Source organism: Streptomyces cavernicola, assembly GCF_029968035.1.
GTDB lineage: Bacteria > Actinomycetota > Actinomycetes > Streptomycetales > Streptomycetaceae > Streptomyces > Streptomyces cavernicola.
Genome location: NZ_JASCIQ010000003.1, coordinates 232,223 through 244,787, shown reverse-complemented (window position 1 = coordinate 244,787; position 12,565 = coordinate 232,223). Strand labels below are relative to the sequence as shown.

10 protein-coding genes are annotated in these 12,565 nt (G+C 73.0%); 3 read left to right on the top strand and 7 right to left on the bottom strand.

Annotation, left to right across the window (positions count from 1 at the left end; translation table 11 throughout):
* Positions 1 to 122: 122 nt before the first annotated feature.
* The 4 genes from QIS96_RS04650 to QIS96_RS04635 form a co-directional block, all read right to left on the bottom strand.
* Positions 123 to 746 (bottom strand): GntR family transcriptional regulator, encoded by a 624-nt coding sequence (locus tag QIS96_RS04650; RefSeq protein ID WP_282541115.1) that lies wholly within the window; start codon positions 744 to 746, stop codon positions 123 to 125.
* A 147-nt stretch (positions 747 to 893) separates the two neighbouring features.
* Positions 894 to 2,627, bottom strand: a complete 1,734-nt coding sequence (sucB, locus tag QIS96_RS04645; RefSeq protein ID WP_282541052.1) for a 2-oxoglutarate dehydrogenase, E2 component, dihydrolipoamide succinyltransferase — start codon at positions 2,625 to 2,627, stop codon at positions 894 to 896.
* Between the two features lie 63 nt (positions 2,628 to 2,690).
* Positions 2,691 to 4,079: a dihydrolipoyl dehydrogenase gene (gene lpdA, locus QIS96_RS04640; RefSeq protein WP_282541051.1), complete on the bottom strand. Its 1,389-nt coding sequence runs from the start codon at positions 4,077 to 4,079 to the stop codon at positions 2,691 to 2,693.
* Between the two features lie 311 nt (positions 4,080 to 4,390).
* On the bottom strand, positions 4,391 to 5,911 hold the full coding sequence (locus QIS96_RS04635) for a leucyl aminopeptidase (RefSeq protein ID WP_282541050.1): 1,521 nt from the start codon (positions 5,909 to 5,911) through the stop codon (positions 4,391 to 4,393).
* Between the two features lie 238 nt (positions 5,912 to 6,149).
* Here QIS96_RS04635 and QIS96_RS04630 point away from each other — a divergent pair, with 238 nt between their 5' ends.
* The gene (locus tag QIS96_RS04630) at positions 6,150 to 6,923 is read left to right on the top strand and encodes an adenosylcobinamide-GDP ribazoletransferase (RefSeq protein WP_408907127.1); all 774 of its coding nucleotides are present in this window, start codon (positions 6,150 to 6,152) and stop codon (positions 6,921 to 6,923) included.
* A gap of 98 nt (positions 6,924 to 7,021) precedes the next feature.
* The gene (locus QIS96_RS04625) at positions 7,022 to 7,864 is read left to right on the top strand and encodes a hypothetical protein (protein WP_282541049.1); all 843 of its coding nucleotides are present in this window, start codon (positions 7,022 to 7,024) and stop codon (positions 7,862 to 7,864) included.
* A gap of 17 nt (positions 7,865 to 7,881) precedes the next feature.
* Here QIS96_RS04625 and QIS96_RS04620 read toward each other — a convergent pair whose 3' ends face one another.
* From QIS96_RS04620 to QIS96_RS04610, 3 genes are all read right to left on the bottom strand, one after another.
* The gene (locus QIS96_RS04620; protein WP_282541048.1) at positions 7,882 to 9,747 is read right to left on the bottom strand and encodes a phosphatidylglycerol lysyltransferase domain-containing protein; all 1,866 of its coding nucleotides are present in this window, start codon (positions 9,745 to 9,747) and stop codon (positions 7,882 to 7,884) included.
* A gap of 72 nt (positions 9,748 to 9,819) precedes the next feature.
* The gene (gene cobT / locus QIS96_RS04615; protein WP_282541047.1) at positions 9,820 to 10,974 is read right to left on the bottom strand and encodes a nicotinate-nucleotide--dimethylbenzimidazole phosphoribosyltransferase; all 1,155 of its coding nucleotides are present in this window, start codon (positions 10,972 to 10,974) and stop codon (positions 9,820 to 9,822) included.
* Between the two features lie 62 nt (positions 10,975 to 11,036).
* Positions 11,037 to 12,233, bottom strand: a complete 1,197-nt coding sequence (locus QIS96_RS04610; protein WP_282541046.1) for a bifunctional adenosylcobinamide kinase/adenosylcobinamide-phosphate guanylyltransferase — start codon at positions 12,231 to 12,233, stop codon at positions 11,037 to 11,039.
* 92 nt (positions 12,234 to 12,325) lie between these two features.
* Here QIS96_RS04610 and QIS96_RS04605 point away from each other — a divergent pair, with 92 nt between their 5' ends.
* Positions 12,326 to 12,547 carry a hypothetical protein gene (locus tag QIS96_RS04605; protein WP_282541045.1) on the top strand — a complete coding sequence of 74 codons (222 nt, stop codon included), beginning with the start codon at positions 12,326 to 12,328 and terminating at the stop codon, positions 12,545 to 12,547.
* The last annotated feature ends 18 nt before the right edge of the window (positions 12,548 to 12,565 follow it).

Sequence of the window (12,565 nt, the reverse complement as noted above, 5' to 3'; positions counted from 1 at the left end):
GAAGTCGGCACCCGGTGCCTGCGCTTCGGGCACAGGGTGCCGCCCAATTCGGTCTTTTTCGGGCGCTATTTTGGCGTGGCCCGACCGCAGATGAGCACAGGTCGCCTGTCGTGCAGGCGCGCTTATGCCCGCGGCGCGCAACCCAGAACGTGCTCCTTGACCAGCGGCCCGATCTGCGGATCACGGCGACGGAACGCCGCGACAAGAGCCTCGTGCTCCTCCGCGTACGACTGCTGCCGGGTGCCGAGCCAGCGGATCGACAGGGCCGTGAACACCTCGATGCCGAGGCCCTCCCAGGTGTGCAGCAGCACAGAGTTGCCGGCGGCGCGCACCAGTTCGCGGTGGAAGCCGACGGTGTGCCGCACCTGCGCCGTGCCGTCGGCGTTCCGGTCGGCCTCGTACAGCGGCCCCACGTGCGCCTCCAGGGCCGAGCAGTCCTCGGCCAGGCGGTCGCAGGCCAGCTCGGCGGCGATCTGCTCCAGGCCGGCCCGCACCGGGTAGCTCTCCTCCAGGTCGGCCGCGGTCAGATTGCGTACGCGTACGCCCTTGTTCGGGGCCGACTCGATCAGGCGGAGCGACTCCAGCTCGCGCAGCGCCTCCCGCACCGGAGTCTGGCTGACCTCCAGTTCGACCGCGATCCGGCGCTCCACGATGCGCTCGCCCGGCTTCCAGCGGCCGCTGACGATCCCCTCCACGATGTGCTCGCGGATCTGGTCGCGCAGCGAGTGGACGACGGGCGCGGACATGGCCGCCCCGGGGCTCGAACTCATGGGTGGTGGCTCCTCAGGCAGGTGCGATGGGACGACGATACGGCGTTCACCACGTCCTTGGGGTGTGCGCGGGGTGCGGGATCCGTCACTCGCGGCTGCCGCCGTACAACGGAAACCAGAAGGTCAGAGGCCGAGCTCGACCTCGAACTCGCCCGCCTCCAGGATCTGCTTGACCGTGGTCAGGTAGCGGGCGGCGTCGGCGCCGTCCACCAGACGGTGGTCGTAGGAGAGCGTCACGTACGTCATGTCACGGACGGCGATGGTCTCGCCCAGGTCCGGGTGGTTGATGACGACGGGGCGCTTCACCGTGGCGCCGATGCCCAGGATGGCGACCTGGTTCGGCGGGACGATGACCGTGTCGAACAGCGCACCGCGCGAACCCGTGTTGGAGATCGTGAAGGTGGCGCCCGACAGGTCGTCCGGGGCGATCTTGTTGGTGCGGACCTTGCTGGCCAGCTCCGCGGTCTTCTTGGCGATGCCCGCGATGTTGAGGTCACCCGCACCCTTGATGACCGGGGTCATCAGGCCCTTCTCCGAGTCGACGGCGATGCCGACGTTCTCGGAGTCGAAGTAGGTGATGGTGCCCTCGTCGTAGTTCAGGCGCGCGTTGATGACCGGGTGGGCCTTCAGCGCCTGGACGGCGGCCTTGACGAAGAACGGCATCGGGGAGAGCTTGACGCCCTCGCGGGCGGCGAAGCCGTCCTTGGCCTTGTTGCGCAGCTTCATCAGCTTCGTGATGTCGACCTCGATGACCGAGGACAGCTGCGCCTGCTCCTGCAGGGCCTTGTGCATGTTGTCCGCGATGGCCTTGCGGATGCGCGGCATCTTGACCGTCTGGCCGCGGAGGGGGGAGACCTCCAGGGCCGGGGTCTTCGGCGCGGCGGCGGCCGGGGCGGCGGCAGCGGCCGGAGCGGCGGCCTTGGCGGCCTCCGCGGCGGCGATGACGTCCTGCTTGCGGATACGACCGCCGACGCCGGTGCCCTTGACGGTCGACAGGTCCACGCCGTTCTCCGACGCGAGCTTGCGGACCAGCGGGGTCACGTAGGCGCCGTCGTCCACCTGGGCGACAGCCGGGGCAGCCGGGGCGGGCGCGGCAGGCGCGACCGGAGCCGGAGCCGGGGCGGCAGGCGCAGCCGGGGCGGCGGCCGGGGCCGGAGCCGGAGCGGCCGGAGCGGCGGGCGCAGCCGGGGCGGGGGCGGCAGCGGCCGGAGCGGCGGGGGCGGCCGGGGCGGCAGCCGGAGCGGCGCCCGCGGCACCGATGACGGCGAGCTTGGCGCCGACCTCGGCGGTCTCGTCCTCACCGACCACGATCTCGAGCAGGACACCTGCGGCGGGCGACGGGATCTCGGTGTCGACCTTGTCGGTCGAGACCTCGAGCAGCGGCTCGTCCTCCGCGACCTCCTCGCCGACCTCCTTCAGCCAGCGGGTGACGGTGCCCTCGGTGACGGACTCGCCCAGGGCGGGCAGCGTCACGTCGGTGCCCTCGGCACCACCGGCGGGGGCGGCGGCAGGGGCCTCGGCGGCGGGCGCCGGAGCGGCCGGAGCCTCGGCGGCCGGGGCCGGGGCGGGCTCGGCGGCGGGGGCCTCGGCGGCGGCCGGGGCAGCAGCCGGGGCGCCCGAGCCGTCGTCGATGATGGCCAGCTCGGCGCCGACCTCGACGGTCTCGTCCTCAGCGACCTTGATGGACGCGAGGACACCGGAGGCGGGGGCCGGGATCTCGGTGTCGACCTTGTCGGTCGAGACCTCGAGCAGCGGCTCGTCGGCCTCGACGCGCTCGCCCTCGGCCTTCAGCCAACGGGTGACGGTGCCTTCGGAAACGCTCTCGCCGAGCGCCGGCAGGGTTACGGAAACCGACATGGTTTCGGTTGCTCCTAACGAACTACGAACGGATATGGGGGCGCGATCCCTGCGGGAGAGCGACTAGTCGTGCGAGTGCAGCGGCTTGCCGGCCAGAGCCAGGTGAGCCTCGCCGAGCGCCTCGTTCTGCGTCGGGTGCGCGTGGATCAGCTGCGCGACCTCGGCGGGCAGCGCCTCCCAGTTGTAGATGAGCTGCGCCTCGCCGACCTGCTCGCCCATGCGGTCGCCGACCATGTGGACACCGACGACAGCGCCGTCCTTGACCTGCACGAGCTTGATCTCGCCCGCGGTCTTCAGGATCTTGCTCTTGCCGTTGCCCGCCAGGTTGTACTTCAGGGCGACGACCTTGTCCGCACCGTAGACCTCCTTGGCCTTCGCCTCGGAGAGACCCACCGACGCGACCTCGGGGTGGCAGTACGTCACCTTCGGCACGCCGTCGTAGTCGATCGGAACGGTCTTGAGACCGGCCAGACGCTCCGCCACCAGGATGCCCTCGGCGAAGCCGACGTGCGCGAGCTGGAGGGTCGGGGCCAGGTCACCGACGGCCGAGATGGTCGGCACGTTGGTCTGCATGTACTCGTCGACCAGGACGTAGCCGCGGTCCATCGCGACGCCCTGCTCCTCGTAGCCCAGGCCCTGCGAGACCGGGCCGCGGCCGATGGCGACCAGGAGGACCTCGGCCTCGAAGGTCTTGCCGTCGGCCAGGGTCACGCGGACGCCGTCCTGCGTGTACTCGGCCTTCTCGAAGAAGGTGCCGAGGTTAAACTTGATGCCGCGCTTGCGGAACGCGCGCTCAAGAAGCTTGGAGCTGTTCTCGTCCTCGACGGGGACGAGGTGCTTGAGGCCCTCGACGATCGTCACGTCGGCGCCGAAGGACTTCCACGCCGAGGCGAACTCGACGCCGATGACGCCGCCGCCCAGGATGATCGCGGACTCCGGGACGCGGTCCAGGGTGAGCGCGTGGTCCGAGGAGATGATGCGGTTGCCGTCGATCTCCAGGCCGGGCAGCGACTTCGGCACGGAGCCGGTCGCGAGCAGCACGTGGCGGCCCTGGACGCGCTGGCCGTTGACGTCGACGGAGGTCGGGGAGGAGAGCTTGCCCTCGCCCTCGATGTAGGTCACCTTGCGGGAGGCGATCAGCCCCTGCAGGCCCTTGTACAGGCCCGTGATGACCTCGTCCTTGTACTTCTGGACGGCGGGCATGTCGATGCCCTCGAAGGTGGCCTTCACGCCGAACTGCTCGGACTCGCGGGCCTGGTCGGCGATCTCGCCGGCGTGCAGCAGGGCCTTCGTCGGGATGCAGCCGACGTGCAGGCAGGTGCCGCCGACCTTGTTCTTCTCGATCAGGGCGACGTCAAGGCCCAGCTGCGCTCCGCGCAGGGCTGCGGCATAACCGCCGCTACCACCGCCGAGGATCACTAGGTCGAAAACGGTGCTGGCGTCGTTCGCCACGTCACGTCCTCCATGCATGTGCGCCGTACGCCGGTCTCCAATGACCGCGCGGCGGCTGGTGTTCGGCCGCTTGTTCCTTCGGCCCTGTGGTGGGGGCCCTGTCCTGCCGAGAACCCATCTTCGCACTTGTCGACGGGGGACGGGACGCCGGGCCGCTGACTGAGACGGGCGCCTCAGCGAATTCGTCGGTTACTGCTGCGTATCGAGCTGCGGATTTCGTACGAGTTTCGTCGCGAGCGAAATCCGGCTCCGGCGGTGGTCATGCGTACGGCCCCGGGGCGTGAACTCCGGGGCCGCACAGGGAATTCCCGTCAGCCCAGGTCGCCGGCGGCGGTGCGCTCGGCGAGGCGGACCAGGGTGCGGACGGCGGTGCCGGTGCCGCCCTTGGGGGTGTAGCCGTACGGGGCGCCCTCGTGGAAGGCCGGGCCCGCGATGTCGAGGTGGGCCCAGGTGATGCCCTCGCCCACGAACTCCTGCAGGAACAGACCGGCCACGAGGCCGCCGCCCATCCGCTCGCCCATGTTGGCGATGTCGGCGGTCGGGGACTCCATGCCCTTCTGCAGGTGGGTGGGGAGCGGCATCGGCCAGGACGGCTCGCCGACCTCCTCGGCGATCTCGTGGATCGACGTACGGAAAGCGTCGTCGTTGGCCATGATGCCGAAGGTCCGGTTGCCGAGCGCCATCATCATCGCGCCGGTCAGCGTCGCCACGTCGACGATCGCGTCGGGCTTCGACTCGGAGGCCTTCCACAGCGCGTCGGCCAGGACGAGCCGGCCCTCGGCGTCGGTGTTGAGGACCTCGACGGTCTTGCCGCTGTACATCCGCAGCACGTCGCCGGGGCGGGTGGCGGAACCGGACGGCATGTTCTCGGCGAGGGCCAGCCAGCCGGTGACGTTCACCTCCAGGCCGAGGCGTGCGGCGGAGACGACCGCGGCGAACACGGCGGCGGCGCCGCTCATGTCGCACTTCATCGTCTCGTTGTGCCCGGCCGGCTTCAGCGAGATGCCGCCCGAGTCGTACGTGATGCCCTTGCCGACGAACGCGAGCGACTTCTGCGCCTTCGGGTGCGTGTACGCGAGCTTCACCAGGCGCGGCGGGGCGTCCGAGCCGGCGCCGACGCCGAGGATGCCGCCGAAACCGCCCTTGGTGAGCGCCTTCTCGTCGAGCACCTGCACCTTGATGCCGTGCTCCTTGGCCGCGACCGTGGCGACGGCGGCGAAGGCCTCCGGGGTGAGGTCGTTCGGCGGGGTGTTGATGAGGTCGCGGCAGCGGTTGATCTCCTCGGCGACCGCGACGGCGCGCTCCAGGGCGGCCTTGGCGGCCTTGTCGCGCGGCTTGTCCACGGCGATGGCGGCCTCGCCGAGCGGGCTCTTGTCGTTCTTCGCGTCGCCGTTCTCCTTGTACGCGCCGAACGTGTACGCGCCGAGCGCGGCGCCCTCGGCGATCGCGCCCACGGCCTCCGGGCCATCGACGGGCAGGGCGAACACGGCCTTCTTCGTGCCGGCCAGGGCGCGGGCGGCGGCGCCGGCGGCGCGGCGCAGCGCGTCCTCGTCGAACGCCTCGTCCTTCTCCGGGAGTGCGCCGAGCCCGATCGCGAGCACGACCGGGGCCTTCAGGCCCGTGGCGCCGGCGGGCAGCTTCGTCGTCTCACCTTCGCCGCCCGAAGCTCCGAGCGTCTCGAGGACAGCGGCGAGCTTGCCGCCGAACGCCTCGTCCACGACGGCGGCGCCCGGTGCGAGGACCGGTCCCTTCGCGCCCTTCGCGACACCGACGACGATCACGTCGGCGCGCTGCCCGGCAGCGGCGGCGGGCTTCAGAGTCAGAGCAGTCACGGTGGTGAATTCTCTCTTCCGTTGAGGTGGGGGCCGATGGGATCGGGTCGACCGGGCCCAGCCGCATCGTACGACCGGGCCGGAAAAGCGTTGCAGCCGAGCCTACGCGGGCATCCGGGGCCGCCGCCCGGAGTGGGCGGGGCCGGGCTGCCGATAACCTGCCGCGGTGAACTCAGTGGGCGACGGGGACGGCGTGCGGGACGACAGCGGCAACGGCATACGGGACGCGCGGGACGGCCTGGAGCACGGACTCCGGTTCGCCTTCGGCACGTTGACGGTCCTTCCGGTCCGGCTGACCCGCTGGGACCGGGGCGCCGCCCGTACCGGCATGCTCTGCGCGCCGCTCGCCGGACTCGTCGTCGGCCTGTGCGCCGCCGCCCTCGGCTCGGCCCTGCTGCTCCTCGGCACGGGCCCGCTGCTCGCCGCCGTCGCCACGGTCACCGTGCCCGCCGCGCTCACCCGCGGCCTGCACCTCGACGGCCTCGCCGACACCGCCGACGGCCTCGGCAGCAACAAGCCCGCCGAGGCCGCGCTCGACATCATGAAGCGGTCCGACGTCGGCCCGTTCGGCGTGGTCACGCTGCTCTTCGCGCTCCTCGCCCAAGTGGCCGCGCTCTTCAGGGCGTACGAGTCCGGGGGCTGGGCGGCGGGTGCGCTCGCGGCGGTCGTCTCGGCGGTCGCCGCTCGCGTCGCGCTCACCCTCGCCTCGCGCGCCGGGGTCCCGGCCGCCCGACCGGACGGTCTCGGCGCCGCCGTCGCCGGCACGGTCACGGTCCGCTCGGCCCTGCTCGCCCTCGCCGTCGCCACGGTGCTCGCCGCGGCGGGCGGTGCGCTGTGGGGGCCGTACGAGTCGCTGCGTTGCGGGGCCGCCGTGCTGGTGGCGGCGGGGGCGGCCGAGTTGCTGCTGCGGCGCTGTGTGCGCAGGTTCGGCGGGGTGACCGGAGATGTCTTCGGGGCGCTCGCGGAGACGGCGGCCACGGCGGCGCTCGTCGTGCTCGTCCTCGGAGGCTGAGGCGGGGCTGAGGTGAGGCGGAAGCAGGGGGGCGGAGGCCGAGCCCGGTGCGCCGTACCGCGTTAAATTGCGCGTAACGGGCAATTCGGGAGCGGTGGATGAGCGACTGGTGGTACCGGAACATCGTCGAGCCGGGGAAGCTGCCGCTGCTGCTCGCGCTCCTCTCGTTCGTGTTCGCGTTCCTGGTCACCCGGGTGATCACGCGGATGATCCGGGCCGGGCGCGGCCCTTTCGGCAACGTCAAGGCCGGCGCCCTGCACATCCACCACGTGGTCCCGGGCATCGTGCTCACCGTCATCGGCGGCTTCGGCGCGGTCGCGGCCGGGCGGCACAGCTTCGCCTCGCTGGTCTCCGCCGTGCTCTTCGGGCTCGGCGCGGGCCTGGTGCTCGACGAGTTCGCGCTGATCCTGCATCTGGACGACGTGTACTGGAGCGAGGCCGGGCGCAAGAGCGTCGAGATCGTCGTGCTCACCGCGGCCCTCGTGGCCCTGGTGCTCGGCGGGTTCCTGCCCTTCGGGGTGAACGAGCTCTCGCCCGAGGAACGGCACAACCGCGCGCTCGTCGTGATGAACACGGCCCTGAACTTCTTCCTCGCCCTGGTCGCCCTCGGCAAGGGCAAGCCGCGCGTCGCGCTGATCGGTGCGGTGGTGCCCTTCGTCGCGCTCTTCGGGGCGGTCCGGCTCGCCCGGCCGACCTCGCCGTGGGCGAAGCTCTTCTACCGTCACCGGCCGCGCACCCGGGCCCGTGCGGGCCTGCGCGCCTTCCGCCACGACCGGCGCTGGAACGGCCCGCGGCGCAAGTTCCAGGACCTGATCGGCGGCCGCCCGGACCCGGACCCGTCAGGGCCGGACTCCTCAGGGCCGGACTCCTCAGGGCCGGACCCTTCAGGACTGGACCCGGGCCCGGGGCCTGACGAGGGCCGGCCGTCCGACCGCCCCTGACGCGGCTCCGCCACGTCTCAGCGTGGCGTGCCCAACGGTCCGCGGCGCAGTCGCCTCGGCAGGCCGGGGGGCTCGAGGAAGCCCTCCGCGCGGGCGGCGGCGAGCGAGATGCGCGGGAGGTCGCCGCTCTTCTCGAAGAGCACGAACCGCGGCTCCCAGTCTGGCCGGTACTTGGCGTTGGCGCGGTACAGCGACTCGATCTGCCACCAGCGCGAGCAGAAGCCGAGCGTGGAGCGCCACAGCCGGAGCACCGGGCCCGCACCGAGGCGCGAGCCGCGCTCGAAGACCGACCGGAACATCGCGAAGTTCAGCGAGACCCGAGTGATCCCCAGCTCCCCGGCGCGCTGCAGGAGTTCGATCACCATGAACTCCATCAGGCCGTTCCCGGTGTCCCGGTCGCGCCGCATCAGGTCGAGCGAGAGCCCCTTCGGGCCCCACGGCACGAACGACAGCAGGGCCTTCAACTCCCCGTGTTCGTCGGTGCATTCGAGCATCACGCAGTCCCCGTCCGCCGGGTCGCCGAGCCGCCCGAGCGCCATCGAGAAGCCGCGCTCGGTCGCGCCGTCCCGCCAGTCGTCGGCCCGCTGCACGAGCAGCGCCGACTCGGCCGTGGGAATGTCCCGGTGGCGGCGTACGCGCACCTCGTAACCGGACCGCCGTACGCGGTTGTGGGCCTGTCGTACGGTGCGCATCGCGCGGCCGGAGAGGGTGAACTCGGCGGTGCGTACGACGGCTTCGTCGCCGAGCTCAAGGGCGTCGAGGCCGTGCCGGGCGTAGATCGTGCCGGCCTCCTCGCTCGCGCCCATCACGGCGGGCGTCCAGCCGTGCGCGCGGGCCTCGGCGAGCCAGGGCTCGATGGCGCCGGGCCAGGCCTCGGGGTCGCCGATCGGGTCGCCGGAGGCGAGGGAGACGCCGCCGACGACGCGGTAGACGACGGCCGCCTTCCCGGTCGGCGACCACATCGTGCTCTTCTCCCGGCGCAGCGCGAAGTAGCCGAGCGAGTCGCGCTCCCCGTGCTGGTCGAGCAGGGCGCGCAGGCGGGACTCGTCGGCCGGGGTGAGCGGGTCGGTGGCGCGGCGCGAGCGGAACGCGGCGAACAGCACGGCGAGCAGCAGCAGGAAGCTGATCGCGTTCACGGTCACGTCGACCCACCCGGGGGTGGCGATGCCGGGCAGGCGCGCGTCGTCGGCGGCGAGCGAGACGAGCCGGAGCGCGCCGTACCGCCAGCGGTCCGTGAACGTCGAACTCGCCGCGTCCGGCGCGTGGTTGGTGAGCGTGACGAGGAGCGCGGCGAGCAGTGAGCAGACCAGGAGTCCGCCCGCGGCGACGGCGGCGGCGAGCTTCGGGTTGGCCCTGTCGCCCTTCGCGTAGAACGCGCGCCGCCCGACCACCAGGGCGGCGACGAACCCCGCGGTCAGGGCGAGCGAGATCCAGTTCTGGGCGTGCGCGCGGATCTCGGGGAACAGCATCGCGAGGCCGAAGAGCAGCAGGAAGGGGCCGCTGAGCGCCAGGTTGAGGATCCACGCGGCCCGCTTGCGGCGGCGCATCGTGACGGCGAGGAAGAACGTGACGAGCGCCGACCCGAAGCCCGCGGTCAGCAGGTACGGCGTGAAGAGGTCCGCGGTGTTGTGCCGCCGCAGGTCCTGGCCGAGGGAGACCCAGACGGCGCTGAGGAGGTTGATGAAGGTGACGGCGCGCAGGTACCAGACGGTGAACGCGGCGGCCCGCGCGGCGGCCGTTCCGGTGCGCGTTCCGGTGCGGGGGCTGGTGCCGGGGGCGCCGTCGGTGGGTCCGCCCGTTCCGGTGCGGGGTGCTTCCTCGCCGGGAGCGCGGACCGGAGGGGTCTGTTCTACGGGTGCTTCGAGCGCCTCTGCCGTTCCCATGAACGGTGATCATATGGGGCGGAAGGGGTGAATTCGGGCGGGCTTGCCGCCCGAACCCCACCCGTGCGGGGATTACCGGCGGGACTCCGGCTCCTGGCTCCCCAACTGCGACTCCGCGCCCGGCTGTTCGGGGTCGAGCCCTGGCTGGGGTTCGTCGAGTTCCGGCTCCGGCTCGGGCTCCGGCTTGGCCTCCGGGAGTTCCGCCGCGAGCGCCGCGGCCGCCTGCACCAGCGGCAGCGCCAGCATCGCGCCCGTGCCCTCGCCCGCGGTGACGCCCTGGTCGAGCAGCGGGTCGACGGCGAGCCGGTCGAGCGCCTTGGCCTGGGCGGGCTCGCCGCTGCGGTGCCCCGCGAGCCACCAGTCGGGGGCCCGGAACGCGACCCGCTGGGCGACGAGCGCGCACGCCGCGGAGACGACTCCGTCAAGCACCACCGGCGTACGGCGCACCGCGCTCTGCAGCAGGAACCCGGTGATCGCCGCGAGGTCGGCGCCGCCCACCGTGCGCAGCAGCTCCAGCTGGTCGCCGAGGACCGGCCGTGCCCGGCGCAGCGCGTCGCGCACGGCCGCGCACTTGCGCATCCAGGCCAGGTCGTCGATGTGCTTGCCGCCGCGCCCGGTGACCACCGAGGCGTCCGTCCCGCACAGCGCCGCGACGAGTGTGGCCGCCGCCGTCGTGCCGCCCACGCTGATGTCGCCGAGGACCACCAGGTCGGTGCCGCCGTCGGCCTCTTCGTCGGCGATGGCCATGCCGGTGCGGAAAGCCTGCTCGACCTCGTCCGGGGTGAGCGCGTCCTCGATGTCGATCCGGCCGCTGCCGCGCCGCACCCGGTGCCGTACGACATCGGCGGGCAGCTCGTCCGGGTCGCAGTCCAGGGCCAGGTCGAGGACGCGGACCGGCACGCCGCCGCGGCGCGCGAGCACCGCGACCGGGCTCTCCCCGTCGAGCACGGCGCGTACGAGGCGGTGGGCGCCGCCCGCCGGGCGCGCGGAGACGTCGAGCTCGGCCACACCGTGGTCGCCCGCGAACAGCAGCACGCGCGGCCGCTCGATCGCCTTCACCGGCACCGTCGACTGCGCGGCCGCCAGCCACTCGCCCAGCTCGTCGAGCCGGCCGAGCGCACCGGGCGGCACGGCGAGCCGCTCCCTGCGCTCTTCGGCGTCGCGGCGCACCCCGCCGTCGGGGCGCTGGATCAGATCGGAGAAGTCATCGAGATTCAGCGAGCTCATTCGCCGAACAGTACCGGGACCCTTCGAACACACCCCCCACCCGGCCCGACCGCGCAGCGCCCTCACCCCCGCAGCATCAGCGCCTGCCCGGCCACCACGAGCAGCACCTGCTCGCACTCCGTCGCGAACGAGGCGTTCAGGCGGCCGAGTTCGTCACGGAAGCGCCGGCCCGCGGCGGTCGCGGGGACCACGCCAGAGCCGACCTCGTTGGAGACCGCCACCACCGTCCTGCCCGTCCGGCGCACCGCTTCCGTCAGCTCGGCGACCCGCTCCCGCAGGGCCCGTTCGCCGCCCTCCGCCCACTTGTCGTCGTCCCACGCGCCGACCCGGTCCATCGCGTCGGTCAGCCACAGCGACAGGCAGTCGATGAGCAGCGGCGGCCCGTCCGCGTCGAGCAGCGGCACCAGCTCGCAGGTCTCCTCCGTACGCCAACTGCCCGGCCTGCGCTCCCGGTGCAGGCCGACCCGGGCCGCCCACTCCGCATCGCCCTCCCTGCTCCCGCCCGTCGCCACGTACACGACCTCCGGGAACGACTCCAGGCGCCGCTCCGCCTCGACGGACTTGCCGGAGCGCGCCCCGCCGAGGACGAGCGTCCGCCGCGGCAGGTCCGGTACGGCGTGGAACTCGCCGACCACCAGCGTCGTACCGTCCGGCACCGCGCGGGCCCCGGCGGCGGCAAGGCGGCGCTGCAGCTCCGCGCCCGGCGGCACGTCGTGGTCGAGGTGCACCGCGAGCACGTCCGTCGTGGGGGTCACGGCGCCGGCCGCGCGCAGCCGCGCCAGCGCGTCGGGCCGCCCGACGACGTCGGCCAGGACCATGTCGTACGGCGCCGGATGATTCAGGCCCGCGGGCGCGCAGCCCGGCGGCAGGTACAGCAGCCGCTCCCCGTCAGGCCCCGTCACCTCGTAACCGGTGCCCGGCGCGTCCATCGCGAGCGCCCGCACCCGGTGCCCGTCGAGCAGCGCCAGCTCGCGGCCCTCCGGCACCCGCCCCGCAGCGGGCAGGCCCGCCGGGTGCTCGAAGGCCGGGCCCTCCTGCGGGTGCGAGAGCAGCACCTGGCGCACGCCGCTGAGCGAGTGCCCGGCGCGGGCGGCCGCGAACGCCGCGCCGGGCGTCAGGTCGAGCAGCAGCACTCCGTCCACGAGGAGCGCGGTCGCGGCGCGTACGTCGTCGCCGAGGGCGCTCGCGCAGGCGGCGCAGGGGCAGTCGGGGCGGGGCAGTCCGTCGGGGGCGCCGGTGCCGAGCAGTGTCAGTTCCACGGGGACGATCCTGCCGCTTCCGAGACGGTCTTGCGCGCTTGGATAGGCTGCTGCCAGAAGTCGGATCTTGGACCAGCACCTGGGAGGCTGACATGGCGGCGTGGACGTGGCGGTTCGAGAGGTCCGACGGCACCGAGGTGGAACCGGCCGTGCAGCCCGAGGATTTCACGACCCAGGGCGACGCGGAGTCGTGGATCGGCGAGGTCTGGAAGGACCTCCAGGACGGCGGCGCCGACCAGGTCCGCCTCTTCGAGGACGGCACGGAGATCTACGGCCCGATGAGCCTGCACCCGGAGGAAGCGGCGCAGGACTGAGCGAGAGGGCTCCGTGGG

Coding starts and splice junctions, on each gene's coding strand:
- QIS96_RS04650 (WP_282541115.1), bottom strand. CDS start 746: ATGTCCGCGCCCGTCGTCCACTCGCTGCGCGACCAGATCCGCGAGCAC.
- sucB (WP_282541052.1), bottom strand. CDS start 2,627: ATGTCGGTTTCCGTAACCCTGCCGGCGCTCGGCGAGAGCGTTTCCGAA.
- QIS96_RS04625 (WP_282541049.1), top strand. CDS start 7,022: ATGAGCGACTGGTGGTACCGGAACATCGTCGAGCCGGGGAAGCTGCCG.
- QIS96_RS04620 (WP_282541048.1), bottom strand. CDS start 9,747: ATGGGAACGGCAGAGGCGCTCGAAGCACCCGTAGAACAGACCCCTCCG.
- cobT (WP_282541047.1), bottom strand. CDS start 10,974: ATGAGCTCGCTGAATCTCGATGACTTCTCCGATCTGATCCAGCGCCCC.
- QIS96_RS04605 (WP_282541045.1), top strand. CDS start 12,326: ATGGCGGCGTGGACGTGGCGGTTCGAGAGGTCCGACGGCACCGAGGTG.